Source organism: Pontibacillus yanchengensis (assembly GCF_009856295.1).
In the GTDB taxonomy this organism is placed as follows: Bacteria; Bacillota; Bacilli; order Bacillales; family BH030062; genus Pontibacillus; species Pontibacillus yanchengensis_A.
This window is the reverse complement of sequence record NZ_WMEU01000008.1, coordinates 1-25158: the sequence shown is the minus strand read 5'-3', so window position 1 is coordinate 25158 and position 25158 is coordinate 1. Positions and strand designations below refer to the sequence as shown.

Annotated in this window: 25 protein-coding genes and 1 riboswitch; of the genes, 14 read left to right on the top strand and 11 right to left on the bottom strand. The window is 38.1% G+C overall.

Annotation, left to right across the window (positions count from 1 at the left end; genetic code table 11):
- Positions 1 to 91 precede the first annotated feature (91 nt).
- A complete protein-coding gene (locus GLW08_RS18540) occupies positions 92 to 1081 on the bottom strand; it encodes an NAD(P)/FAD-dependent oxidoreductase (RefSeq protein ID WP_423808704.1) in 990 nt (329 codons plus the stop codon).
- 312 nt (positions 1082 to 1393) lie between these two features.
- Here GLW08_RS18540 and GLW08_RS18535 point away from each other — a divergent pair, with 312 nt between their 5' ends.
- The 3 genes from GLW08_RS18535 (at position 1394) to GLW08_RS18525 (ending at position 4358) form a co-directional block, all read left to right on the top strand.
- A complete protein-coding gene (locus GLW08_RS18535) occupies positions 1394 to 2617 on the top strand; it encodes an NAD(P)/FAD-dependent oxidoreductase (protein ID WP_202406275.1) in 1224 nt (407 codons plus the stop codon).
- A 529-nt stretch (positions 2618 to 3146) separates the two neighbouring features.
- Positions 3147 to 3458: a YuiB family protein gene (locus GLW08_RS18530; RefSeq protein WP_423808616.1), complete on the top strand. Its 312-nt coding sequence runs from the start codon at positions 3147 to 3149 to the stop codon at positions 3456 to 3458.
- Positions 3459 to 3635: 177 nt separating this feature from the next.
- Positions 3636 to 4358, top strand: a complete 723-nt coding sequence (locus GLW08_RS18525; RefSeq protein WP_237458510.1) for a 3D domain-containing protein — start codon at positions 3636 to 3638, stop codon at positions 4356 to 4358.
- Between the two features lie 205 nt (positions 4359 to 4563).
- Here GLW08_RS18525 and GLW08_RS18520 read toward each other — a convergent pair whose 3' ends face one another.
- The gene (locus GLW08_RS18520; protein ID WP_160850117.1) at positions 4564 to 5037 is read right to left on the bottom strand and encodes a divergent PAP2 family protein; all 474 of its coding nucleotides are present in this window, start codon (positions 5035 to 5037) and stop codon (positions 4564 to 4566) included.
- Between the two features lie 641 nt (positions 5038 to 5678).
- Here GLW08_RS18520 and GLW08_RS18515 point away from each other — a divergent pair.
- A complete protein-coding gene (locus GLW08_RS18515) occupies positions 5679 to 7169 on the top strand; it encodes a leucyl aminopeptidase (protein ID WP_160850116.1) in 1491 nt (496 codons plus the stop codon).
- A 378-nt stretch (positions 7170 to 7547) separates the two neighbouring features.
- Here GLW08_RS18515 and GLW08_RS18510 read toward each other — a convergent pair whose 3' ends face one another.
- A complete protein-coding gene (locus GLW08_RS18510; RefSeq protein ID WP_160850115.1) occupies positions 7548 to 7931 on the bottom strand; it encodes a hypothetical protein in 384 nt (127 codons plus the stop codon).
- Positions 7932 to 8239: 308 nt separating this feature from the next.
- Complete coding sequence (gene deoD / locus GLW08_RS18505; protein WP_160850114.1) at positions 8240 to 8950, bottom strand: purine-nucleoside phosphorylase; 711 nt, start codon at positions 8948 to 8950, stop codon at positions 8240 to 8242.
- Between the two features lie 300 nt (positions 8951 to 9250).
- Between deoD and GLW08_RS18500 the strand changes: the two genes are divergently transcribed.
- A complete protein-coding gene (locus GLW08_RS18500; protein WP_160850113.1) occupies positions 9251 to 9739 on the top strand; it encodes a cation:proton antiporter regulatory subunit in 489 nt (162 codons plus the stop codon).
- Positions 9740 to 9745: 6 nt separating this feature from the next.
- Positions 9746 to 10924 carry a cation:proton antiporter gene (locus GLW08_RS18495; RefSeq protein WP_337193963.1) on the top strand — a complete coding sequence of 393 codons (1179 nt, stop codon included), beginning with the start codon at positions 9746 to 9748 and terminating at the stop codon, positions 10922 to 10924.
- A 518-nt stretch (positions 10925 to 11442) separates the two neighbouring features.
- On the opposite strand, the gene GLW08_RS18490 is transcribed toward GLW08_RS18495, so the two are convergent.
- Positions 11443 to 11823: a kinase-associated lipoprotein B gene (locus tag GLW08_RS18490; RefSeq protein WP_160850112.1), complete on the bottom strand. Its 381-nt coding sequence runs from the start codon at positions 11821 to 11823 to the stop codon at positions 11443 to 11445.
- 179 nt (positions 11824 to 12002) lie between these two features.
- Here GLW08_RS18490 and GLW08_RS18485 point away from each other — a divergent pair, with 179 nt between their 5' ends.
- Positions 12003 to 12212 carry a hypothetical protein gene (locus GLW08_RS18485; RefSeq protein ID WP_160850111.1) on the top strand — a complete coding sequence of 70 codons (210 nt, stop codon included), beginning with the start codon at positions 12003 to 12005 and terminating at the stop codon, positions 12210 to 12212.
- 143 nt (positions 12213 to 12355) lie between these two features.
- The gene (locus GLW08_RS18480) at positions 12356 to 12949 is read left to right on the top strand and encodes a superoxide dismutase family protein (protein WP_160850110.1); all 594 of its coding nucleotides are present in this window, start codon (positions 12356 to 12358) and stop codon (positions 12947 to 12949) included.
- A 76-nt stretch (positions 12950 to 13025) separates the two neighbouring features.
- Here GLW08_RS18480 and map read toward each other — a convergent pair whose 3' ends face one another.
- The 3 genes from map to GLW08_RS18465 all read right to left on the bottom strand — a co-directional run bounded on the left by map (position 13026) and on the right by GLW08_RS18465 (position 16235).
- The gene (gene map, locus GLW08_RS18475) at positions 13026 to 13772 is read right to left on the bottom strand and encodes a type I methionyl aminopeptidase (protein ID WP_160850109.1); all 747 of its coding nucleotides are present in this window, start codon (positions 13770 to 13772) and stop codon (positions 13026 to 13028) included.
- Positions 13773 to 13862: 90 nt separating this feature from the next.
- A complete protein-coding gene (locus GLW08_RS18470; RefSeq protein ID WP_160850108.1) occupies positions 13863 to 15035 on the bottom strand; it encodes a MalY/PatB family protein in 1173 nt (390 codons plus the stop codon).
- A gap of 348 nt (positions 15036 to 15383) precedes the next feature.
- A complete protein-coding gene (locus GLW08_RS18465) occupies positions 15384 to 16235 on the bottom strand; it encodes an alpha/beta fold hydrolase (RefSeq protein ID WP_160850107.1) in 852 nt (283 codons plus the stop codon).
- A 452-nt stretch (positions 16236 to 16687) separates the two neighbouring features.
- Here GLW08_RS18465 and yugI point away from each other — a divergent pair, with 452 nt between their 5' ends.
- Complete coding sequence (yugI, locus tag GLW08_RS18460; RefSeq protein WP_160850106.1) at positions 16688 to 17092, top strand: S1 domain-containing post-transcriptional regulator GSP13; 405 nt, start codon at positions 16688 to 16690, stop codon at positions 17090 to 17092.
- Positions 17093 to 17153: 61 nt separating this feature from the next.
- Here the strand turns inward: yugI and GLW08_RS18455 are convergent, their stop codons facing one another.
- Positions 17154 to 17390 (bottom strand): DUF378 domain-containing protein, encoded by a 237-nt coding sequence (locus tag GLW08_RS18455; RefSeq protein WP_036821114.1) that lies wholly within the window; start codon positions 17388 to 17390, stop codon positions 17154 to 17156.
- 178 nt (positions 17391 to 17568) lie between these two features.
- Here GLW08_RS18455 and GLW08_RS18450 point away from each other — a divergent pair, with 178 nt between their 5' ends.
- The 3 genes from GLW08_RS18450 (at position 17569) to GLW08_RS18440 (ending at position 21009) form a co-directional block, all read left to right on the top strand.
- Positions 17569 to 18735: an iron-containing alcohol dehydrogenase gene (locus GLW08_RS18450; protein ID WP_160850105.1), complete on the top strand. Its 1167-nt coding sequence runs from the start codon at positions 17569 to 17571 to the stop codon at positions 18733 to 18735.
- 234 nt (positions 18736 to 18969) lie between these two features.
- Positions 18970 to 20322, top strand: a complete 1353-nt coding sequence (locus GLW08_RS18445; protein ID WP_160850104.1) for a glucose-6-phosphate isomerase — start codon at positions 18970 to 18972, stop codon at positions 20320 to 20322.
- 282 nt (positions 20323 to 20604) lie between these two features.
- Positions 20605 to 21009, top strand: coding sequence for a YugN-like family protein (locus tag GLW08_RS18440; RefSeq protein ID WP_160850211.1), 405 nt, complete (start codon positions 20605 to 20607; stop codon positions 21007 to 21009).
- On the opposite strand, the gene GLW08_RS18435 is transcribed toward GLW08_RS18440, so the two are convergent.
- Positions 20998 to 22002, bottom strand: a complete 1005-nt coding sequence (locus GLW08_RS18435; RefSeq protein WP_160850103.1) for a potassium channel family protein — start codon at positions 22000 to 22002, stop codon at positions 20998 to 21000. The two genes, GLW08_RS18440 and GLW08_RS18435, sit on opposite strands and share 12 nt — an antisense overlap.
- A gap of 254 nt (positions 22003 to 22256) precedes the next feature.
- Positions 22257 to 22658 carry a VOC family protein gene (locus GLW08_RS18430; RefSeq protein WP_160850102.1) on the bottom strand — a complete coding sequence of 134 codons (402 nt, stop codon included), beginning with the start codon at positions 22656 to 22658 and terminating at the stop codon, positions 22257 to 22259.
- Positions 22659 to 22873: 215 nt separating this feature from the next.
- A riboswitch (purine riboswitch) is annotated at positions 22874 to 22975 on the top strand.
- A 184-nt stretch (positions 22976 to 23159) separates the two neighbouring features.
- Here GLW08_RS18430 and GLW08_RS18425 point away from each other — a divergent pair.
- Together GLW08_RS18425 and GLW08_RS18420 are read left to right on the top strand one after the other, a co-directional pair.
- Entirely contained in the window at positions 23160 to 23747 is a 588-nt protein-coding gene (locus GLW08_RS18425) for a xanthine phosphoribosyltransferase (protein WP_160850210.1), read from the top strand.
- A complete protein-coding gene (locus tag GLW08_RS18420; RefSeq protein WP_160850209.1) occupies positions 23747 to 25051 on the top strand; it encodes a nucleobase:cation symporter-2 family protein in 1305 nt (434 codons plus the stop codon). Before GLW08_RS18425 ends, GLW08_RS18420 begins: the two co-directional genes overlap by 1 nt.
- Positions 25052 to 25158 lie beyond the last annotated feature (107 nt).

The window sequence follows — 25158 nt, the reverse complement described above, 5'->3', positions numbered from 1 at the left end:
GATGTTGACTTATCATAAGGAGGAGCAGGAAGTTTGCAAGTCGCTGGCATTAAAAAAGCTGGGAGTAAGTCTCCCAGCTTTCAAATTACGATTAGCCACCAAATAAACTTGTAGAATGCATTGGTTGTACTTTTGCACTTGGATCCATATATGCTTTAGCATTATTGACTGCTGTAGGTCCTTCGCCAAACCCTGAAGCAATTAATTTAACTTTCCCAGGGTACGTGCAAATATCTCCTGCGGCATAAATGCCAGGGATATTTGTTTCACTTTTGGAGTTGATGACGATATTATTTTTCTCAATCTCTAAGTTCCATTCCTTGATAGGTCCGAGGGACGAAACGAAGCCATAATTGACAATCATTGCATCCACATCATGTGTGTGTGTGTCATCCCCTTTGACTTGTTTTAAGACAACCTTCTCAATTCGATCCTCACCTATTAGCTCTTCAGGAGAATAAGGTGTCATGATATTGATGGAGGAGTTGTGAAGCTTCTCCACACTATGCTCATGAGCACGGAATTTATCGCGTCGATGGACGAGCGTAACTTGATTTGCAATTGGCTCAAGCATAAGTGACCAATCTACTGCAGAATCGCCACCTCCGCAGACAACCACATTTTGTCCAGCAAATTTCTTCATGTCATCTACATGGTAATGAAGGTTAGATTGTTCAAAGCGCTCACAATCTTCAACTTTTAATTTGCGAGGTGAAAATGCGCCATTTCCTGCCGTAATGATGATGGTTCTTGAATAGTGAACATCTTGGTTCGTTTTAAGTTTAAATGTTCCATCTTCAAGCTTCTCAACCTCTTGAACAGATTCTTCTAGGGCTACGGTTGGGTTAAATTGATTGGCTTGTTCTGTTAAATTGTCTACTAGGTCTTGTGCGCGGACTTTAGGAAAGCCGGCAACATCATAAATATATTTCTCAGGATATAAAGCAGTGAGCTGACCACCGAGATGAGGGAGACTTTCGATGATTTTTACACTCGCTTGTCTCATTCCGCCGTAAAAGGCAGTGAACAGGCCTACGGGACCTCCTCCAATAATCGTAATGTCATAAACTTGATCAGACAAAATTGATTCCCCCATTTCCAAAAATGTATATAAAGACTATTTTAGCATATTTCTAAGCGTACAAATTTTATAATACCAAATATATAGGTTATAATAAAAATATTTGAAATGTCTGAATGTCGACAAATTATGAGGAAAGGGTTGAAAATTGCATGAAAAAGGACTATGATATTTCCTAGAAAATATTTTACGAAATTATGACAATCCTATAATAGTAGTATGTCTTTTTTTATGCTCAAATTCGTGAATTGGGTCACAATGTTGCTTGTCATTCGTGAATTCGAAAATTTATAGTAAATGGAAGTGATAGGTATGAACCGACCAAAAATAGTCATCCTTGGTGCTGGGTATGGTGGTATGATTACCACTGTCAAACTTCAGAAAATGCTCGGTAGAAATGAAGCAGACATAACGCTTGTAAACAAACATAATTACCATTATCAAACGACATGGCTACATGAGAATGCAGCTGGTACACTTCATCATGATCATACACGTATTAAAATTAGTGATGTTGTCGATTTAAACAGAGTAGAACTTGTGCAAGATACGGTGGTTTCATTGCAACCAGATGAGAAAAAGGTCACTCTTGAGAATGGTGAACTTACGTATGATTATCTTGTCGTTGGCCTTGGTTTTGAAGCAGCCACATTCGGTATTCAAGGACTTTTAGAGAACGCTTTCACTATTAATAACATCAACAGTGCTCGTTTAATTCGTGATCACATTGAGTACAATTTTGCACGTTACAATAACGAAAAAGAAGATCGCCAAGATTTACTAAACATTGTAATTGGTGGTGCAGGATTTACTGGAATTGAATTTGCTGGTGAACTAGGAAATCGTGTTCCTGAACTGTGTAAAGAATATGACGTTCCTCGTGAAAAGGTTCGTATTATCACAGTAGAAGCTTCTCCAACAGCTCTTCCTGGATTTGATGAAGAACTAGTAGAGTACGCAATGAACTATCTTGAGAGTCAAGGCGTTGAATTCAAACTAGGAACAATGCTTAAGCAAGTAAATGAACACAGTATCATAGTGGAAAAAGACGAACAACAAGAAGAAATCCCATCTAGCAACGTTATCTGGGCTGCTGGTGTTCGTGGTAATTCCATAGTCGAAGAAACAGGTTTTGAAACAGCTCGTGGAAGAGTCAAAGTTTCAGAAGATTTACGTGCGCCTGGACACGATGATATTTTCATCGTAGGCGACTGTGCTCTTATTATGGATAAAGAAAATGATCGTCCCTATCCTCCAACAGCTCAAATAGCTATTCAAGAAGCAGAAGTAACTGCTCACAACCTAAAAACACTTGTTCACGGTGGGAGCAAACTAGAAGCATTCGAACCTGAGTTACAAGGTACAGTAGCTTCTCTTGGAGAAGGACAAGCTATTGGTGTTGTATTCGGTGGTAAGAAACTATTTGGTTGGAAAGCTTCTGTGATGAAGAAGATTATTGACAATCGTTACCTACTTAAGCTTGGTGGCGTTGGATTGTTATTGAAAAAAGGTAAATTCAACATTTTTACTAAGTAATCTAAGTTTGATTAGCAAAGGTGGCGAAAGCCATCTTTGCTTTTTTTATAAGTGAAGAAAGTATAAGTTTTTAGCGCTTATTTGTCTAGCTCCAGCGCCCAGCCACTAGTAAACTTCCTGCTCCTCCTTGCTATAAGTCGACATCGAACGCTTGCGCTCTTCGTGTTTCCTTTATCTCAAAACGATTCATAGGGAGATGATTAAAAACGCTGCGTCACGCAGCAATATCGAACCAACCCACGTCCTGTGGGCAGCAGTTTGTACGTCGCTAAGCGGGCCCTTGCGCTTTTGTTCTAAGTGAGTATTAGGTTTAGCTCCAGCTTTAGTTCATTCCCTCAAAAAGGCACTTATTGCTTATTTCTATATATATGCAGTTGAACAATCCCCAACGCATCGTTAACACAATTGTCACTATTCAATTTTCTTGAGAACTTGTATTTCAAATCCATCCGTTATAAAATATGATGAGGTATCATCGTGTCGAATATGTTAGATTGTTAAGGATAGCAGGGAGGAAGCAGCATTGAATATCATACAAGCCGTCGTTTCGGTGTTGTTATTTTTCGTTTTGTTTTTTGGGATTTCATTTTTAGTGAACATGTTATTAAGACAAACATGGTTAGTGGCATTTATTTACCCACTTATTGTGGTCTTTATTGTTGATAATATAGCTTTAGCAGATTATTTTCTATCGTTTACTCAATCGATTCAAACCGCTTTATCCCATCTGGTCAATTTACAAGTGATTGATATTGTAATTTTATCATCTGGTTTAGCTGGGGCGATCTGTTCCGGTATTGTGATTCGTATGCTTCGAGTGCGTGGATATCAGATGTTTTAAATACAGGCTGACCTTTCTTGTGTAGAAAGGTCTTTTTTGTTGTAGGAATTAGAATGTTTATACATATGGCAGCCATTACTTGTACCTCTTGAGTGGACAAGTTATCCGGAGTATTTCTAAAGGCATGGGTTATTTAATGCAATAAAAAGCGTATAAAGAAATGATAGATTGGAAATGATGACACTCAGAGAGGTGTTTTCATTGAAAAAATCAAAAAAATATGTAAAAAGAGTGTTGATGACGTTATTGTTGATTGGAGCTCTGTTTTCTACCTTTACATCTGTATCGAATGTATCTGCGGCTGAGGTAACGGAATGGCTTCAAAGCAAAACTAATTCTCTATATCATTTTCAATCTACGTTCGGGGAGCAAAGTTACAAAAAAGTAAACTTACAAAAAAAGGGATTGAATTATATAGCCGCTAATACTCGATACATTTCCAGTCAATCTGTAAATGGCCCAAGAAGTATAGAAGAGGCAATTGATTTTTCTGAATATCCTACAGAGACCGTTATTGCAACTGGGTACACAGCCGGTGTTGAATCTACGGGGAAAAATCCTGATCATCCAATGTATGGCATAACTTACTCTGGTGTTAAAGTGAAACGTGATCTATATTCTACGATTGCAGCAGATCTTGATGTGTATCCCCTTGGGACCATTCTTTACATTCCTGATTATGGTTATGGGGTAGTAGCAGATAAAGGTTCGGCTATTCAAGGAAATAAGATTGATTTATATTATAAGACGGTAGAAGATGTTTATGAACAATGGGGGAAGAAGACATTACCTGTTTATGTGGTAAAACGTGGAGAGGGGAAACTTACAGAAGAGGAGCTCCAGCGCTTGAATGAAACGGAATCATTACAAGTATTTCGTCAACAATATAGTACTAGTTGATCATATGTAAAAGCACGGAAGGCGCAATGAGAGCTTTCCGTGCTTTTTTATGAGTAGAAGAAATATACGGTAAGGATTGTGTACTATTTAGCTCCATCGCCTACCCCTTTTAAGCAAATCCTCTCTTTGGCAAAAATCGCTACGACGAGGCTTTGCTTAAGCCTGGGTGAACAAGGTGACGCAGATTTTCTTTATCCGTTAAGAGTTAGATAAAAGTAAATAATATAATGCTAATTAGCACCCCTGTAACTCCTCCAAAAAAGACCTCAATAGGTTGGTGACCTAATAATTCTTTTAGTTCTTCTCTTTTTTCATATTCAGCTTTTTTACTCCACACTCTGGCTTCCTCTACCATGTGTGTGAAATCCTTTGCTAGCTTATTTAATAAAATTGCTTGCTCTCCGGCTTGCCTTCTTACTCCTGTTGCGTCAAACATAACTATAATAGCTAATACACAAGCAATAGCAAACATATTAGAGTTAAGACCTTCTTGTAATCCAACTGCTGTAGCAAGAGCTGTAACGGCAGCAGAGTGGCTACTAGGCATTCCTCCTGTGGAAAAAGCCAGCCCTGGGTTAAAATGTCTTGATGCTATGAATTGAATGGGGATTTTTACAATCTGAGCAAATACTATGGCAGTTAATGCTGCCCAGAGAGGAAAGTTGGAGAAGAGTTCCATGCGTGCTGTTCATCCTTTCTTCGTAGTCTAGGAAATTAAAAAATTATTACATATGTTTAATTGAAATATCTATGTGGCCATGTCCAGCTCCAGCGCCCAGCAAACTTCCTGCCCCTTCTTACGATAAGTTAACATCGACTCACTAATGCTCTCCGTGTTTCCTTTATCTCATACGGAAGGAAGTTGAAGTTCTGGGTTGAAGGAGGTTCGCTGCATCGTGCAGCAACATCGACCCAACCGCCGTTCTTTGGGTAGCAGTTTTTACGTCGCTAGCAGGGCGCTTGCGCCTTTCTTAATCAATGGCTTACTTTTCATTTTTCCCACTATTCTACCTATTTTAACATGACAGAGTATATAGCGGAGAAATTCTGGAGCGTCAAAACGTAAAAATCCTGTGAACGGTATGTAAATCCTATGTATGTTTGCATCACAGTTTCATTATAAAACCTCTCCGATGATGCTATTAGTATGTATGTTTATATTGCAACATTATACCATAGGATAAAAGTCTCGTCCTTACAAAAGGTATTAAATGTGATTCGTGAGACGGCTTTTTGACACGAAAGATAGAATTGTTAACCTTTTTAAGTGAAAACTGGTGTTTTTCTCATGTATAATAGAAGTTGGAGGTGGACAGATTTATGTTTAATATACTACCAACTACAGAGATGTTTTCTGAAACGGAAGCGATTGTGTTTGGTCTTTATCATGAGAATAAGAACCATCAACCTGTTTACGAACAATTTAATGATGCCTTAGATGGTGCACTGGATCAATACATACAGGATGGAGATATATCCAATGATTTTAAGCAAATTTCTAAGATATATACTTTAAACCAAACATCTGCAAAGCGGATTTATATCGTAGGCTTAGGAAAGAAAAAGGATCTTACTCCTCAACGACTTAAAACAGCATTTGGACCTCTGTTTAAGCAACTTCAAAAAGATCAAGTTAACGAAGTATCTTTTATCCTTGATAGTTTTCAGACAGATGCTGTATCAAGTGTGCAAGCTTCAGAAGCATTGTCAGAAGCGATGGTCATAGCACCATTTCAATTCGAACACTTTAAAACAAGCAATGAAAAACCTGGTGTGAAGATTGAAAGTGTTAGCTTACTATCAGATGAGAATAAGGGTGCTTTAGAAAAAGCGGTGGATAAAGGATATGCACTTGGTTATGGTGTGAACACAGCACGTCATTTAGTGCAAATGCCAGGCAATCTTTTAACAGCCACTGATCTCGCTGAATATTCAAAGACAATGGCCACAGATTATGGGTTTGAGTGCGAAATTTTAGACAAAGAGGAGATGGAAGAGCTTGGAATGGGTGCGCTTTTAGCTGTCAACCAAGGCTCTACAGAACCTCCTAAAATGATTGTTATGAAATATCAGGGTAAAGATGAATGGGAAGATGTAGTTGGCCTGGTAGGGAAAGGCATCACTTTCGACACAGGTGGCTACTCTTTGAAGCCGAAAGATGGAATAGTAGGTATGAAAGGAGATATGGGAGGAGCAGCTGCTGTGCTAGGCGCGATGGATATCATTGGCCGTTTAAAGCCAAAGCAAAACGTAGTAGCTGTGATTCCGTCCACGGATAATATGATAAGTGGATCTGCTTTTAAACCGGATGATGTCATTACATCTCTAAGCGGTAAAACCATTGAAGTGTTAAATACAGATGCAGAAGGTCGTTTAGCATTAGCCGATGCGCTTACTTATGCTAAGCATCATAAGGCTGAAAAGTTAATCGATGTAGCCACATTAACTGGTGGAGTTGTAGTGGCTTTAGGTGATTGGGTGACTGGAGCGATGACCAATAATCAGGAATTCTTTTCTGAAATAGATGCTTCTTCTAAGGTAGCGGACGAACCAATATGGCAATTACCTTACAATGATATCTATAAAGACAAAGTTCGCTCTACGCCTATTGCAGATTTAAATAATTCCCCTGGCCGAAAAGCACATGCAATCATGGCTGGGTCATTCCTAGCTGAATTTGCAGAGCAAACCCCATGGGTTCACTTAGACATTGCAGGTACATCTAATGCTGAAGCGGATTATGATCTAGGTCCAAAAGGCCCGACAGGCGTTATGGCCAATACATTAGCAACTTATATACTAAACTTATAATCATAAGAGTGACTGTCTCTAGCCATGGGTTAGAGACAGTTTTTTATTTTTCTTGTCTAGCGTACTACTGAAAAATGTTGGCTTGTGTATAACATAAAAAAGTATAGATGCGATGTCCAGTTCTAGCGCCCAGCGATTAGTATGTTCCCTCGCCTCCGTACGATAAATTAACATCGAATCACTTCGTTTTTCGTGTTTCCTTTATCTTCTCAGTAATCAGGTGAAGAGTAATGGGAAAAAATTTATTAGTTAATTAATTAATCGATTTACAGATAATGCAGTTCTTTATTATTACATATACTTAAATACTTTTATCACAAAAATAAAGGTACTATAAAAGAAACAACTATTGTCGGTGTCAAACCATTCTGTTTTTTACTACCAGTGTAGCGCCATAGTTAATTTACAACAATCTATATCGTTTTGTTTAGCACGAAAGGTTAGGCGTAGACTGTCAGGGTTGTAATGAATATCTACAGGGTGTTTTATTCCCGTGCTCTTAATCAATTGTTTTACTTTTTCATCCTTAGATTTCTGTGCAGCATCTATTACTTCAAAAGAGAATTGATGGGAGGATATGAACTCTTGTAATACCATTTGCGCATCTTTCATCAATTCTTGAAACGATTTTGCAGATTCGGTGAGTTGTTCTGTATTGACTTCAGGGTAGGTGGGGCGGGGTTGAGGGTGATAACCATTCCTAATATATGCATGTGGTGTATAAGGGATGAAATATACCGGATTTGGATAGTAGGGGTACACGATCTCCAGCCTCCTTTTCACGTACACTATATGTGATGAGAGGAATTTCGTGCTTGACCTGCATGTATATTGCGTCTTATTAATCCCATAAAAAACCCAACACCTTTGTGGGAGTGTTGGGTAATTATTTATAAAGTAAAGAAAGTTCTAGCGCTTACAAGTCTAGCTCCAGCGCCCAGCGACCTTCATCAAATTAAGAAAGAAGTTCGATTAACCTAGCTGCATCGTGCAGCAACATCGAACCAACCACACATCGGGTGGGCCGCAGCACATACGTCGCTAAACGGGCGCATGCGCTTTTGTTCTTACTATTCTTGAATGGCAGCTTCTAGGGCAATTTCAATCATTTCATTGAAGGTTGTTTGACGTTCTTCAGAAGTTGTTTCCTCACCTGTAATGATATGATCACTTACCGTTAACACGGATAATGCCTGACGGTTAAATTTAGCAGCTAATGTGTATAATGCCGTTGTTTCCATTTCTACGGCTAGTACATTGTAATGTGCTAGCTGATTAAACAGGTCCATGGCATTATCACGGTAGAAGCTATCACTTGTGAAAACATTTCCAACTTGTAAAGAAAGACCTTTCTGTTCTCCTGCTTCATAGGCTGCTTTTAATAATCCAAAATCAGCTGTTGGGGCAAAGTCAACGCCGCCAAATGTCATCCGATTCATTTGAGAGTCAGTAGAAGATGTTGAAGCTAAGATCACATCACGAACTTGAACATCTTTTTGTAAAGCTCCGCAAGAACCAACGCGAATTAATTTTTGTACATCATAGCTTTCGATTAACTCGTTTACATAAATGGAAATCGAAGGAACGCCCATTCCAGTACCTTGAACGGAAATACGTTGTCCTTTATATGTACCTGTATAGCCATACATTCCTCGTACTTCGTTATAACATGTCGCATCTTCTAAGAAATTTTCTGCGATATATTTTGCACGTAATGGATCTCCCGGTAGTAAAATTTTATCTGCAATATCACCTTTATTAGCACCTATATGTACTGTCATATCGATAAACCTCCTTATGTCTTCATTCAATTTTAAATTACCACAATAAAATCAAGAACTCAAATGAGTATTGGTTGATAAAAAACTATCTTACTAGGATTTCCCATTCAAACTTTGGTAAAATAAGAATAAGCTCTCTTGTGAAAAAAGAGAGGCGGTGTGCATGAAACCATACACAACGTAAAGACTGTAGTTATATAATGAAGCATTAACTATAAAGAATGAACAAAGAACAAGCAAAAAGATATACACAATAAAAATAAACCCTTGTAAGTGATAGAGGAAAGGAGTTGTAGAAGAATGGATATCTCCGTTTCAAAACTACCAGGAATAGGACAGAAAATATCGTTAACAACAGCTGAAGATAGTCAGTTAGTATTAATTGTTCACCACACAGGTAAGCGGGAATTATATTTCTTTGATGAAGCGAATAGTGATGAGGCTGACTTTGGTATGGATTTGACAGCTGATGAAACAAGAGAACTTGGAGCGCAGCTATTAGGGGCTACCTATCAGCCAGTTGATGCGGATAAGCTTAAAATGTTTAATAGTCAAATTGTTATGGATTGGATTGAAATTAAACCATCTTCTCCAATTGTACATCAAACCATTGAAGAGTCAGAAATTCGTAATCAAACAGGAGCGACCATCATTGGGATTGTCAAAGGCGATGACATTATTGCGATTCCAGAAGCTTACACAAAGCTTCAACCAGGAGATGTGCTAATGGGAATTGGTAAAAAGGATCAAATCGCAACGCTGACATCTCTTTGTAAAGGAGAGGAATGATGCATAGTGCATTTTGATATGCCAACTTTACTTGGTGCGGGAATCGTATTAATTCTTATATTTTGGCTTGGTTTATTAAGTTTGAAAATAAAGTTTCCTACCGTAATCTTGTACATTCTATTGGGAATTGTTTTGGCAGATGCATTACACGAAAATGAACTTTTACATTTTGCGAGTGAAATCGGAATCGTGTTGCTTTTTTTCCTTCTTGGATTAGAGTTTAATATTAAAAGGCTGGGTGGTATCGCTACAAAAATTTGGCCAGCAGGATTGCTAGATGTGGCTCTTAGCTTAGGAGTGGCAATGCTTTTATGCCTTGTATTTGGGTTAGATTTATTTACATCATTTCTTATCGGTGGTGTAACGTACGCTACTAGTTCCTCTATCACAGCTAAACTGCTTGATGATACCAGTCGGATGGCAAACTCGGAAACAGAGTTTATTCTTGCTTTACTAATATTTGAAGACTTAGTTGCTCCGATTGTTGTTGCCGTTATTATGGGAATGAGTAGCGGAGAGAATTTTCAACTTATGGATTTAGGCATTTTGTTTGGCAAAATAATTGGACTTGCCGCTGGTGCAGTCCTTTTAGGCAAAACGTTATTTAAACGATTTGAAGAATTGCTAATTAAAATTGAAGATGAAGATTTTAAAATTGCATTATTAATTGGAATCTCTCTCGCTTACGGAGGACTAGCCTTATACTTAGGTTTATCGGAAGTATTAGGAGCTTTCTTAGCCGGTATGATGCTTTCAGAAATTGGAAAAATCGAACGTGTGGAACAAACCGTACTTCCTGTGAAAGACTTAATGCTTCCATTGTTCTTCGTGTATTTTGGTACAACCATTGAATTTGGGGATGGTGTTCCAAAGGTAGGGTTGTTAATTACCTTAATTGGATGGTCACTTGTCGCAAAAGTTCTTGTAGGTATGATTGGTGGGAGGATGTATGGTCTATCGAAAAGGGTTTCCTTTCGAGCCGGTCTCTCTATTTGTGCTCGGGGGGAATTCTCGGTCGTAATTGCTGCCTTAGCTACTGGGGTTATTAAAGTCTTTAGTGGAATCTACATCGTTATTGCTGCATTTATAGGCATGGTGCTATTTGAACGAGCACCACAAATAACAAATCTTATTTATGGTAAACCACAAAAAAAGAAAAAGAATTTAAAAGTTCCAGGGACTTGACACTTTTTTGTAGCTAGATAATACAATCATATTCCATATAAGAGGCATACTCGTGAAGATTTGAATTCGAGATAAATTTGGTAATCCCGAAGGAGGGATGTTTCCGTTGCGTGAATAAGAGAAAACATGGGCTTTGGAGCGACTTTTCCTGTTGTCGGAGCGAGAATTGAAATATAGGGGCAAGAATTGGATTTTTGGAGCGACTCTTGCCCATTTCAGAGCGACTTTTTCAAAATAGGAGCGACCGCCCCAATTGCCCGACCCATGTTTCCGCCCCTCCCAACAAAAGCAAAGGTGGCCTGGGAACAGGGAGACTCCCGCCGGAGAAAGAGGTAGGCAAGATCCCCTGAGGGCGATTTTCCCCGAAGGTAGCTTGCCAGCTCGCCGGTAGGACGCGAGTTGTTCCCTGTCCACCTTTATTCCATACTAACGTATCGGAAACAACCTGCTTAATAAAGGTATTTATCTCGAATTCAAGTCTTCAAGATAATAGGGCGATAATGAAATAACTTAATATATTAGTGAAAATACTGTTTCTCTAAATCTTGAAGTTGCTCTTTAGCTTGTTGATTGAATGTATTTTCTTCTTGTAGCTTTTCTTTTAATTTTTCAACGGATTGTTTGAGTGATTCATTATAGGAAGGGACGTCGTCACCTTCAAAAGCTTTAACAGCTGATTTGGATACATTTGCTTTTTCGTTGTAACTTAATGCTTTCCGCTGATGGAAAAAGACATTTTCCGTTTGTCCTGGGTTGTGCAAGTCACCTTGTTGAGGGTGTTTGGCAACAGCTAATACCTTAACTAAAAAGGCTTCCCCTCTATCTTCCACTATCTCTCCAATGTATTTACCCGTTTTATAATGTGCTGTCACAAGATCTCCTGCATGTAATGATTCCATGGTATATCTCCTCCTACAGATGGGGTTATATACGTATCGTAACAAATCTCCCGTGAAATAGGGAAATTTAATTGTTGAAACAGGAAGTATGAACAAACTGTGACGTATGTGGGAAGTGAAGGTATGATTTGATATACTGAGAATAACCAACACGTACGTAAGGAAAGGCGTGATTCACCATGATGGAGTTTTTATATTTTCCTGAAGATAAAACAGAGTATATCCCAGCCGTTTTAACGTTAATTGTTTTTGCAATTGGAGCATTTATTACGATGAAAGTAATTCTAAAAGCTTCCAAAAAAGAAGAACAAAAAGCGAACGAACAATTTGGTGATTATATGGCTCCTGAACAGGATCAAAAATCAAATCAGGATTCAAATACAAAGTAGCTCCTACCACATAAGGGGCTACTTTTTTCTTGTCTCTTTATTCAGAAAAGGAATATTTTGTGAATAATTTGGTGACAATAAAGAAAGTACATATTTAATAATTATATACTGTCCGAAGAAAGGTGAAGGGAGGGCGAGAAAATATGAGAAAAACATTGTTGATCATGGGTTTGGCAGTGGGACTAATATTGATAGCTGGTTGTAGTACTCAGAATCGATCCGCGCTTGAAATTGAGATGTATAATAGCTCAGACGACTCGTTAGGTACAGCTAAATTAACAGAAGGTCCGGATGGGGTGAACATAAAGCTCTCCTTAACTGGATTGACACCTGGTCTACACGGGATACATGTTCATGAATTCCCAAAATGTGAATCCCCTGACTTTAAGTCGGCTGGTAGCCACCTTAATCCTGATGGGAAAGAACATGGATTGATGGACCCTAATGGTGCGCACCTTGGAGACATGCCTAATATAGAAGCAGATGAAGATGGAACGGTAAAAACAGAGGTCAGTGTTAAAGGTGCTACATTAAAAGACGGAAAAAAATCGTTACTACGCAATGATGGTACTTCATTGATAATTCATGACGGAGTAGACGATGGTTTGACCCAGCCTGCTGGAGATGCAGGAGAGCGAGTTGCTTGTGGGAAAATTCAAGTGAGTGAAGCTCAAAAACAAGACACTCCGTCCGACCCTAGTCAAGATGGAGATGAAAAGAAGAAAGAAGAAGGATAAAATAAATGAATAAGAATCCTAGCACTGCTATCAGGTGCTAGGATTCTATTATGGAGTAAGTAATAATGCTCTTCATTTATAATTGGGTAAGAATGAGAGGTCCGTCTTTTGTAATAGCGATTGTATGTTCATATTGGGCAGACAAACTTTCGTCCAATGTGCGAGCTGTCCACCCATTATCATCTTTGATAGCATGCCAGTCCCCAATATTAACCATGGGCTCGATTGTAATGACCATCCCCTCTTTTAGTCGTGTACCAGTATGTGGAGATCCATAGTGGAAGATGGAAGGCTCTTCATGAATAGTCGGTCCAAGACCATGGCCTGTAAAATCTCGTACGACTGAATAATCTTCCCCTTCAACATATGTTTGAATAGCGTGACCAATGTCGCCCGTACGATTTCCGATGACAGCTTGTTCTATCCCTTTCCAAAGTGCTTTTTCTGTAACAGATAAGAGTCTTTGTACTTCAGGCTCTATATTACCTACCGAATAACTCCATGCCGAATCAGCTAGGGCACCATTTAAGTTGGCAACCATATCAATGGTAACAATATCACCTTCCTGTAACGGTTCCTTTCTGGGAAAACCGTGACAAATTTCATCGTTTATCGAAGCGCATGTTGCAAATTGATAGCCTCTAAACCCCTTTTGTTCTGGTGTAGCACCATGCTTCGCTAAATAATCTTCTACAAACTGATCTATTTCAGTCGTGGATATCCCAGGTTTAATCATTTTTTTGACCTCTTTATGACAGGACGCTACAAGTTTACCTGCTTCATGCATTAGCTCAATCTCTCGCTTGCTTTTTCTTGTAATCATTCAACATGACTCCTTTTATCAAAAAATCACTCCTCCTCTATATATATGAAGAGGAGGAGTGGTTAGGATGCATTTGATTTCACTAAATTTTTACTCTTTGCTATGAATCGCCTGTAAAATACGTTGAACTCCATCCTCTAAGATGGGGCGTGGGCAGGCGATATTTATGCGCATGAAGCCTTCTCCTTCTTCACCAAAAGAGGCTCCATCATTTAGGCCGATTTTTGCTTTCTCCTGCATAAATGATTTTAATTCTTCATGAGATAATCCTAACCCTCTACAATCAAGCCAAACTAAGTACGTTCCCTCTGGCTCAACGACTTGAATTTGGTTTGTTTGAGAATGAATAGTATCCATTAGATATTTTTTATGATCTTCTAATACACTGATTAATTCTTCAAGCCATTCATCTCCGTGATCATAGGCAGCTTCTAACGCTGTTATACCAAGAGTGTTGAGCATTTTGATACCTTGGAGTCCGAATTGGTCATTAACCTTTTTTCGATATTCTGCATCAGGTGTAACGATATAGGACACTTGTAGACCTGCTAGGTTGAACGTTTTCGTCGGGGATAGGCATGTAATTGTAGACTGCGCAATATCATCTGATAATGAAGCAATTGGTATGTGTTTATGACCTGGGAAAATCAAGTCTGCATGAATCTCATCAGAAAAAATCATTACATTATGCTTCAGACAAAGGTTAGCCATTTTTTGAAGTTCTTCTTTGGTCCACACTCTTCCTACGGGGTTATGGGGATTGCAAAGAATAAAAGCCTTTACGCCTTGTTTTAGTTTTTTTTCAAAATCATCAAAGTCAATTTCGTATTTACCATCTTGTTGATGTAATGGATTTTTCACAATGGTTCGCTCGTGATTTTTTATTACATCATAAAAAGGAGGGTAGACAGGTGTTTGTATTAGTATTTGATCATCTTTATCTGTTAGTGCTTCCATCATAGTATGTAGAGAAGGGACTACACCTGGGCTATAGGATAACCACTTTGTATTTATATTCCAATCATGTTGTTTGGAAAGCCAATTTTTGATAGATTGATGAATTTTTTCGTCTGTAACGGTGTATCCAAAAATTCCATGAGCTGCTCTGTCTGCAATCGCATCAGTTACTGCTTTAGGTATTTGAAAGTCCATATCCGCTACCCACATAGGTAGGACTTCTTCACTCTTAAATAAACTTTCTGTAAGGTCCCATTTAACTGAGCGTGTGTTCATACGATCGGTGACTTGATTAAATCGTGACATGTAAAATAACCTCCTCTAAATAGTGCAATACCTAGTATTATCATACAGAAAATAAACGTAGTTACAAAAGTAGAAGAACTTGGAATTGAATAAAGAAATGCGTAAGCGCTCTGCTAGCGACGTACAAACTGTCTTCCACACGACGTATGTTGGTTTGATATTACTACGTGAGATAGTGGGTTTAATCGAACTTCCTTCCCCAAGAGATAACGGAAACACGCGGAGAGCGATAGCGATTCGATGTTGAATAGTAAGGAGAGTCAAGAAATTTACTAATCGTTGGGCGATGGAACTAGATATGCAAGCGTTGGAGCTTATACTTTCTACACCTTCAAAATGGAAGCGACCCTAAGAGGTCGCTCTTTTTTGTGAGGTGCAAAATTGTTTGATTTTATCCGTCAAAATAAAGGGGATTTCTTCTGGTAATAAGTGACCAATCTTCTCAAACGTTTCAAGGGAAGCGGCCGGGAGGTCTTGAACAAGCTGGTACCCTAAAGAAACGGGTAATACTCGATCTTCTTTTCCCCAAAAAACCAGACACTCTGAATTAATTTTTTGCAAATACTCGGAAGTTAAATCCCCTTCTCGATCTCGTATCATTTTCGATAAACATTGAAACATTTCTTCCTTTAAGAATGGACGCATATATTCTTGTATCATCTCTTTATTAATCATTTGAGGGTCATACACACACTCGATTAATGCTTCGTACGCCCCTTTTTTATACAGGAATCGTTTTAATAAGAAGGGAAAAAAAGGTAGCATTGTTACGGTGTGCATAATTTTATTTGCTTTTTTTATATAAGTGGATGGGGCAAATAAAATGAGATTTTCAACCCTTTCTGGAAACAAATGAGCACATAATAGAGCAATCTGTCCTCCCATAGAATGACCTGCAATAGTTGCTTTTGGTATGTTGTGTTTGTCCAATAATTCCACGATTATGTTTGCGAAATTTTGATACGTGAAATGATAGGTGCATGATTTGTCCGAATCACCAAAAGGAGGGTAGTCGAACGTAAATATATCAAAATGTTCCAATAGCTCAGGTATCATAAATCGGTAGCAAAACTTAGAAGAAAATAATCCATGGACAAATACAATGGCAGGCTTTGGTGCAGGAGAGGAGGAATAATATTGATACGAGATATTAACTCCATAGTGAGCTAACCATTTTTGTTCTTTGTGAAACTGATTCACTGTTACTCCGCCTCCATTATGCTTTTTTCAATTTATTCTAGTATAGATAAAATATAATAAACGTTCCCTTATACTGTTCATAAACCATTTACAATTAAGTTAAACAATTTAATGGGTTTCTTTATTTAAGAATGGACGGGAGGATTCGTGCTTAGGTTTTACTGTTTGTATGGTTATCATTCATGAGAAGAATTGGAGGGGGGGTTTGCAAAAAAAAAGCAAAGCGGTATGTACGCTTTGCCTCACAGGGGGAATACGAGAAAGTCTTACATTTATAATAATTACCATATTTGCATATAATTAAACCTAAATTTACTTATTTAAATTCATCATAAAAAAATTGGGTCTATTTTCGTTACAAAACCCCTTTTGCTTGATTGACAATAGTATGATAAAATTATTAATTGCGTTAATCAAAACGAGAATATATAAAAATCGGGAGTTGTTTCAGCATGCCAAAGTTTGAAGAAGGTCAAGTACTAGACGGAAAAGTTACAGGTATTCAGCCATATGGTGCATTCGTAGCACTAGATGATGAAGTTCAAGGATTAGTTCATATTTCTGAGGTTACTCATGGATATGTGAAAGATATTAATGAACATCTTACTGTTGGAGATGAAGTAAAAGTTAAAATCTTAAACATTGATGAACAAAAAGGAAAATATTCCTTATCCATTCGTGCAACACAAGAAGCTCCACAACAACAACCTAAGCAGCGTAAACAAAAGCCTCAACAGCAACAAAATCATCAAGTACAATCACAGGATGATGCTCCAGCTGGCTTCAACACGTTGAAAGATAAGCTTGATGAATGGATTGATCAATCAAAAGAACGTGAAAATACGTATCGCAAATAAAAAATTCCGGTCATAGTGACCGGAATTTTTTTATTACAAGTAACTAGGCTCAGTATCTATGTTATTTTGCTTCTGGTTCAGGTTGATCTGCCATTTCTTCACTTGGTTTGAATAGTAACCCAAGGTTGATAAGACCACTGATACCAACAAGTGTATAGATAACACGAGCAAAAGCACCACTTTGTTCTCCTCCACCGAATAGAGCAGCAACTAAATCAAATTGAAACAAACCGATAAGTCCCCAGTTAACAGCACCAATAATCACTAAAAGTAAAGCGATTCGTTGAATAGTACTCATGTTCCTATTCCTCCTTACATCATTAGAGTTGATTCATTACTAGCTTGACTTATTTTGAAAAAAGTATGCACAAAATTACTATAGTCAATTGGTAAATATAGGGTTATGTGCGTTTCTTTTGAAAAATGTACTCTAAATGCGCATAATAGTATTTGTGAAGAAGAAAGGGGAATGAAATATGGAACCATTCGTATTTTACAATCCAACGAAATTAATCTTTGGAAAAGGTCAATTAGAAAAGCTTTCAGAAGAAATACCATCTGATGTACAAAACGTCCTTCTCGTTTATGGTGGAGGAAGTATAAAACGAAACGGTCTATATGACCAGGTTATCAATAAAATGAATGAATTAAACGTAAATATTAGTGAATTATCAGGAGTCGAGCCTAACCCTCGTCTAGCAACCGTTAATAAAGGAATAGACATTTGTAAACAAGAGAATGTCGATTTTATCCTTGCAGTTGGTGGAGGAAGTGTTATCGATGCTTCTAAAACAATTGCAACAGGAGCTAAATACGATGGCGATGCATGGGATTTAGTTACTCGTAAAGCTACACCTACAGATGCTGTTCCATTTGGTACTGTGTTAACGATAGCAGCAACTGGTTCAGAGATGAATGCCGGTTCTGTTATCACAAACTGGGAAACTAATGAAAAATATGGATGGGGTGCACCACCTTTTACAAATCCTCGTTTCTCTATTCTTGATCCAACGAATACGTTGTCAGTACCAAGGGATCAAACCGTTTATGGGATAGTGGATATGATGAGCCATCTTTTTGAACAGTATTTCCATCAACCTACAAATGCGCCTGTACAAGATCGAATGGTAGAAGGAGTACTTAAAACCGTCATAGAAACAGCTCCAAAACTTGTGGAGAACCTAGATTCTTATGAACATCGTGAAACCATTATGTATGCTGGAACCATCGCGTTAAACGGTATGCTACAGATGGGATATCGGGGAGATTGGGCTTCACATAATATTGAACACGCAGTATCTGCTGTTTATGACATTCCTCATGCTGGTGGCCTTGCGATATTATTCCCAAATTGGATGAAGCATAATGTGGATTATAATGTTGAACGTTTCAAACAGCTAGCAGTTCGTGTGTTTGAAGTGGATCCTGAAGGAAAAGACGATCGTGAAGTGGCTTTAGAAGGGATCAATCGCCTTCGAGATTTCTGGACTTCTATTGGAGCGCCACAAACATTAGCAGATTATGATATTGGTGATGACCAATTTGACTTGATTGTAGATCGTGCTATGAAGCGTGGACCATTTGGCAACTTTAAGCAGCTACATGATGAAGATGTTGAAGAGATTTTAGCCTTGTCTAAATAAAAGACGAGAGAGCAGGTTGCGTGGCAATCTGCTCTTTTTTTCGAACGAAAAGAAAGTATAACTTTTCTCGAGAGATATTCCCAATTTCGATTGTGCCAACTATTATCTAAGTATAAAGAAGCATTTAGGAGAAATATTTACGACTGTATTCGCTTACATTAAGGATGGTTCTTGATTTGGTGGAACCGTTTCGATAAAGTGAATTTAGAGCCAAAAACATGGAGGGATACATATATGACTCATATTCGTTTTGATTATGAAAAAGCTTTATCCTTTTTTGGAGAGCATGAAGTTCACTATATGAAAGATTACGTGAAATTAGCACATCATGCTTTACACGAAAAAACAGGGACAGGCAACGACTTTCTAGGTTGGTTAAACTTACCAAGTGAATATGATAAAGAAGAATTCACACGCATTCAAAAATCAGCAGAGAAAATTAAGGCAGACTCTGACGTATTACTAGTCATTGGAATTGGTGGTTCTTATCTTGGTGCTCGAGCTGCTTTAGAAATGCTAAATCATACATTTTACAACCAATTAACAAAAGAACAGCGTCAAACGCCTCAAGTTATTTTTGTAGGGAACAGCATTAGTGCTCCTTATATGAATGATTTATATGATCTTCTTGAAGGTAAAGACGTATCCGTTAATGTCATCTCAAAAAGTGGTACTACCACAGAACCAGCCATCGCATTCCGTATTTTCCGCGACTTCCTAGAAAAGAAATATGGCAAGGAAGAAGCAAGAAAACGTATTTATGCTACAACGGATCGACAAAAAGGTGCATTAAAGACATTAGCAAACGAAGAAGGATATGAAAGCTTTGTCATCCCTGATGATGTAGGTGGACGCTTTTCTGTGTTAACAGCAGTTGGTTTGTTACCAATTGCAGCTAGTGGTATTGATATTAATCAAATGATGGATGGTGCACAAGAAGCGGAAAAACAATTAAGTGAATCTGAACTCGAAGATAACCCTGCTTACCAATATGCAGCGGTTCGTAATGTGCTCTACAACAAAGGTAAATCCATTGAGATGCTCGTAAACTACGAACCGTCCCTTCAATACTTTTCCGAATGGTGGAAACAGTTATTTGGAGAGAGTGAAGGGAAAGATCAAAAAGGGATTTTCCCAGCCTCCGCAAACTTCTCGACCGATTTACACTCTATGGGTCAATATGTGCAAGATGGACGTCGGGATTTATTTGAAACTGTTATTCACGTAGAACAACCAAAGAGTGATATCACCATAGAAGAAGATGAGCAAAACCTTGATGGACTGAACTATTTAGCTGGTGAAACAGTTGATTATGTAAACGAAAAAGCGTATGAAGGAACGCTGCTTGCTCATACAGATGGGGAAGTACCAAACCTTGTCGTCCATGTACCTTCTCTTGATGCTTACACCTTTGGATATATGGTGTATTTCTTTGAAAAAGCTTGTGCCATTAGTGGCTATTTACTAGGCGTAAATCCATTTGATCAACCTGGAGTAGAAGCCTATAAGAAAAACATGTTCGCACTATTAGGCAAACCGGGATTCGAAGATCAAAAAGCTGAATTAGAAAAACGACTGAATAAATAAATGTTAAAAAAAGGCTATCCATTTGGGATAGCCTTTTTTTAATGTGGAAGCTCTGTTTGGCTTGGTGGACGGAACTAAACTGGACTGGTTTGCTCGGAAATTCAAAAGTTGCTTTCAAATTTCTAAATTTGCTCCGAAATCAAAAAAACTGCTCGCAAATCCGAAATAATACTTCAAAACGAAAGAATTTGCTCGCAATCCGCATTTTCACAATTTCTCAGTCTATATAGAGTAATTAAAGATGAAAAGGATATGCTAAGAAAAATGAAAGGTAGGGATAGTATGATACCCGTTCCATCGAAAATTGAAGGGCAAGTTTTTTCGTTATACGATTTGGAGCAGAAATTAAAACCAGTTGGCTATGTGATTGGGGGGAACTGGGATTATGATCATGGTTCTTTCGATTATGAAATCGATGATCGAGTAGGTTACCAATTCCTCCGTGTACCCTTTAGTGTAGTGAATGGACAATTGGATGATAAAGAGGCAACCGTACAACTCGGAGAGCCCTTTTTACTCTCTCATAAATATCAAAGAGGACTAGATGACAATGTCCATGTGGGTAACAAAACAGCCTCCTTTGACCAATTTTCCGAACCGGTAGATCCAGACGCAGAATTCCCTTCTGAATACGTAGATACAGGTAAAGAATTGGTTCAGGAGTTAGAACGCACGTTATTGTCTTAAGGCAGACAATACAAGTAAACGATCGGATTTATCAAGTGTCAATTTAGCTGGAGGGTTGATTTTAATCTCTCCGGCTTTTTCAATCCCTAGCAATAATTCTTCCTGTTCCATGAATTTAAAAGAACAAGTTTGAAACGTTTCTCCAATCAATTCATCTGGTACTTCTAATTGCTTATATTGTTGAGTGGACAATTGACTAACTAGTGTATCAAAAGGTTTAACATGTCCTTTTCGATATAGTTCATGGAAGAATAATGTACTCATAAAGTCATTGGAACGTACAATTGTATTGGCTCCTGCTCGCTTAGCATTCGTAATTTGTTCTTTGGTAAGAATTTCCGAAATAATAAATATATCAGCATTCATCCCCCGTATAGCGACGGTGGCAAGTATGCTTGCTTGGTCAGCCTGCCTTTCTTTCATGGAAGGATCGGACGTAATAATAGCTGCCCTTGCTTGATTGATATTCGCTCTCTTTAGTGTTTCGTCTTCTGAACCATTTCCTTGTACGTAATGAATAGAATACTCCTTATAAGGAATAGTCTCTAACGTGCTGTCCACTAACACCACTTTTTCATTGGGAGAGAATTCACGAATCATGTCAATTAATTGCTTCGTGCGTTCATTCCATCCAATGAAAATCACATGACCTGCTCCGCGGTATTCTACTTTCCCTTTTGAGAGATCTTGCTCATATTTAACGGTGGATGATGAGACTGTAGCCATGTAGAAAGTTACAAGCCCGCCTCCAGCTATGATAAGTAAGATACCAAACACTTTTCCAATGATGGTAACAGGGACAAAGTCACCATATCCGACTGTTGAGCCTGTTATAATAGCCCACCAAATACCATCAAAAATTGTCGGGAAAACTTCGGGTTCTATCCAGTGGATGATGACGCCAAAGAAAACCATGAAAAAGGCTACTGTTAGCAAAAGGCGGAGAAAAACAGGAGTTCGGAAATACCATTGAAAAAATGTATGGACACTCATAACTGTTCCTCCAGAATTTTATAAGGTTAGAAATATTATTTGTAGCTTACATATGTCTAGGCCAGAGTCTACGCTCCTGGGTTCTTAAGTCAACCTGTTCAGTGGCAAGGTTTGCAATGGACTTCTCTATCTAAGTAATGGTAGTATTAGTTCTGGCGCTTGCGCTTTTCTCTAGTATAGTCAAAGTTTCCCATTAAAAAACCTCGACCCTGTAATTGGAATCGAGGTTTAGCAATATAGTAAATTAGTTGTTATCAGATACGATCTTTTGGAGCAGCTCTTGAACGTAACTCAGCTAACTCGTGCACATTGCCGAATGGGTCTTTAAAAGCAATACGCTCGCCTCCGTCAGGGTGCCATTGAGGTTCTTCGTTCATTAGTTTAACCCCTTTTTCTGTTAAATCTTTTATCTTCTCCCGGATATTAGGAACTTCAAAAGTTAGTATAGTTGAAGATTCTCTCCATACATCTACTTGTGTATCTTTTTCAGCTTTATGCAATAAAAGTCTTAAATCGTTGTCTGTCTCTAAATCCACTGCAATTGGGTAATTATTATTTTCATCAGAGATGTTTAAGTTTAGAACTTCTCTGTACCATTCAATCGCAAAATCCAAGTCGCTTACATAGATATTAATGACGCATATTCTCATATCCATAATTAAATTGCCTCCTTTAATGTTTAGAAAAAACGAGTATAAGTATTTAGTGTGTCTTCGTTTGTGGGTTACGGTAATATTAAATTCCCGCTTTATGTTAGATAAAACATGATAAAAATAGATGTATAAAAGCGAACAAAAATTATTGAGCGATGAAGAAAGTTCGTTTCTATTCGCTGTTGAAAATTTTAAATTAGTTGATATAATGGAACATAATTTCATAAAACGAATGTACTCATATAATAGTGAGGATATGGCTCACGAGTTTCTACCGGATCACCGTAAATTTTCCGCCTATGGGTATTGCTAATGTTCGTATACTCAAGGTTTATCCATTGAGTATAGAAATAATTCTTTCTATTCAAGAAGCTCCATGAACAGTGCGATACTCGTACTGTTTATGGAGCTTTTTTTTACGAACATGATCAACTAGTTCAGTAATATACTTTTTTAATTTAGCCCATAAAGTACTCGTTTTATGTAACAAAAGGAGGGCTCATGTTGGAGGAACTAAAGAAGAAAATTATTACAGAAGGTAAAGCGTTGAATGAAGAAGTGTTAAAAGTAGATGCCTTCTTAAACCATCAAATTGATCCAGTACTGATGAAACAGATTGGTAAGGAATTTGCCGAACAATACCGAGAATCCGGAATAACCAAAATACTAACATTAGAATCCTCCGGAATATCACCTTCTGTTATGACAGGTCTAGAGCTTGGTGTAGAAGTATTGGTTGCTCGTAAGCGTAAATCTTTAACACTACAAGAAGGATTACTAAGTGCTGATGTATATTCCTTTACGAAACAAGAACAAAGCACTATTTGTATTTCTTCTGAGTATATAAAGGATAGTGATTGCGTCCTCATTATTGATGACTTTCTAGCAAATGGACAAGCTGTGTTAGGTTTAATGAACTTGATAGAGCAAACGAAAGCTTCTATAGCAGGGGTTGGTGTCGTCATTGAAAAGCAATTCCAAAAAGGTGGAGAAGAGCTTCGCAATAAAGGTGTTCGAGTTGATGCATTAGCTAAAATTGAAAGATTAGAAAAAGGGAAAGTATCCTTTACGGATGAGGAGGTTCACATATGATGAAGCAAATGAAAGCGACAGCTATCGGACTACAACACGTTTTGGCTATGTATGCCGGGGCGGTAATTGTACCATTAATTGTGGGCGCTCAATTAGGACTTAGTGGAGAAAAGTTAACATATCTAGTTTCCATTGATTTGTTGATGTGCGGCATCGCAACCATTTTACAAGCGATGAGTAATCGATTTTTTGGGATTGGATTACCTGTAGTGTTAGGATGTACATTTACTGCGGTAGCTCCTATGATTTCGATAGGAAGCAATTTTGGTATAACAGCCATCTATGGTGCTATTATTTTTACGGGTTTATTTGTCTTCCTTTGTGCGCCTATATTTGGAAAACTCGTTCAATATTTTCCCCCAGTTGTTACAGGTTCTGTAGTTACAATCATTGGTATTACGCTAATTCCAGTAGCAATGGATAATATGGCCGGTGGAGCAGATAGCGAAAATTATGGAGCTATTTCAAACCTTATGTTAGCTTTTGGTGTGCTAGTGTTTATTATTGTATTGCAACGAGCGTTTACAGGGTTTGTTCGGGCTGTCTCTATTCTAATTGGCTTGGTCATTGGAACGATTGTTGCTGCCGTTATGGGAAAAGTCGACTTCTCACCATTGATGGACTCCGCTTGGTTACACATTCCTAAACCTTTCTACTTTGGAACACCTACATTTGAGATTGCCCCAATCATTACAATGATATTAGTTGCGATTGTGAGTATTGTAGAATCCACTGGGGTTTATTTTGCGTTAAGTGATATCTGTGACCGAAAGCTAACAGAGAAGGAAATTACTAAAGGATACCGCGCAGAAGGATTAGCGATTTTTTTAGGTGGGTTTATGAATGCTTTTCCATACACAACGTACTCCCAGAACGTAGGACTTGTTCAACTTTCAGGAGTAAAAACCAGAAACGTAATCTTTATTGCAGGTGGATTACTTATTGCCATCGGCCTTATCCCTAAAATCGGTGCAATTACAACATTGATTCCTGAGCCAGTATTAGGAGGAGCGATGGTACCGATGTTTGGGATGGTTGTAGCATATGGTATTAAAATGCTAGGCAACGTCGATCTAAAAAAACAGGAAAACCTATTAATCATTGCTTGCTCAGTAGGAATGGGTCTTGGTGTTACCGTAGCTCCAGATTTATTCGCAAAGTTCCCTGAACAAATCCAAATATTAACAGATAATGGCATTGTAGCAGGAAGTTTTATGGCCATTGTCTTGAATGTGTTTTTGAATATTGTTCCAAATAAGGTTAAGAAGAACACTACGCATACGACTCAAGAGGTTGCTTCGTAAAAACTACTGAATATTAAATTTGCAGAAGATTATTTCATTAAGTCGCATGTTGATTCATAAATTGAATCAACATGCGACTTTTTATATAATATATTAGTCTTTAATAG

Coding starts and splice junctions, on each gene's coding strand:
- GLW08_RS18535 (WP_202406275.1), top strand. CDS start 1,394: ATGAACCGACCAAAAATAGTCATCCTTGGTGCTGGGTATGGTGGTATG.
- GLW08_RS18525 (WP_237458510.1), top strand. CDS start 3,636: ATGACACTCAGAGAGGTGTTTTCATTGAAAAAATCAAAAAAATATGTA.
- GLW08_RS18520 (WP_160850117.1), bottom strand. CDS start 5,037: ATGGAACTCTTCTCCAACTTTCCTCTCTGGGCAGCATTAACTGCCATA.
- GLW08_RS18515 (WP_160850116.1), top strand. CDS start 5,679: ATGTTTAATATACTACCAACTACAGAGATGTTTTCTGAAACGGAAGCG.
- deoD (WP_160850114.1), bottom strand. CDS start 8,950: ATGACAGTACATATAGGTGCTAATAAAGGTGATATTGCAGATAAAATT.
- GLW08_RS18500 (WP_160850113.1), top strand. CDS start 9,251: ATGGATATCTCCGTTTCAAAACTACCAGGAATAGGACAGAAAATATCG.
- GLW08_RS18490 (WP_160850112.1), bottom strand. CDS start 11,823: ATGGAATCATTACATGCAGGAGATCTTGTGACAGCACATTATAAAACG.
- GLW08_RS18485 (WP_160850111.1), top strand. CDS start 12,003: ATGATGGAGTTTTTATATTTTCCTGAAGATAAAACAGAGTATATCCCA.
- GLW08_RS18480 (WP_160850110.1), top strand. CDS start 12,356: ATGAGAAAAACATTGTTGATCATGGGTTTGGCAGTGGGACTAATATTG.
- map (WP_160850109.1), bottom strand. CDS start 13,772: ATGATTACAAGAAAAAGCAAGCGAGAGATTGAGCTAATGCATGAAGCA.
- GLW08_RS18470 (WP_160850108.1), bottom strand. CDS start 15,035: ATGTCACGATTTAATCAAGTCACCGATCGTATGAACACACGCTCAGTT.
- yugI (WP_160850106.1), top strand. CDS start 16,688: ATGCCAAAGTTTGAAGAAGGTCAAGTACTAGACGGAAAAGTTACAGGT.
- GLW08_RS18455 (WP_036821114.1), bottom strand. CDS start 17,390: ATGAGTACTATTCAACGAATCGCTTTACTTTTAGTGATTATTGGTGCT.
- GLW08_RS18450 (WP_160850105.1), top strand. CDS start 17,569: ATGGAACCATTCGTATTTTACAATCCAACGAAATTAATCTTTGGAAAA.
- GLW08_RS18445 (WP_160850104.1), top strand. CDS start 18,970: ATGACTCATATTCGTTTTGATTATGAAAAAGCTTTATCCTTTTTTGGA.
- GLW08_RS18440 (WP_160850211.1), top strand. CDS start 20,605: ATGATACCCGTTCCATCGAAAATTGAAGGGCAAGTTTTTTCGTTATAC.
- GLW08_RS18435 (WP_160850103.1), bottom strand. CDS start 22,002: ATGAGTGTCCATACATTTTTTCAATGGTATTTCCGAACTCCTGTTTTT.
- GLW08_RS18430 (WP_160850102.1), bottom strand. CDS start 22,658: ATGGATATGAGAATATGCGTCATTAATATCTATGTAAGCGACTTGGAT.
- GLW08_RS18420 (WP_160850209.1), top strand. CDS start 23,747: ATGAAGCAAATGAAAGCGACAGCTATCGGACTACAACACGTTTTGGCT.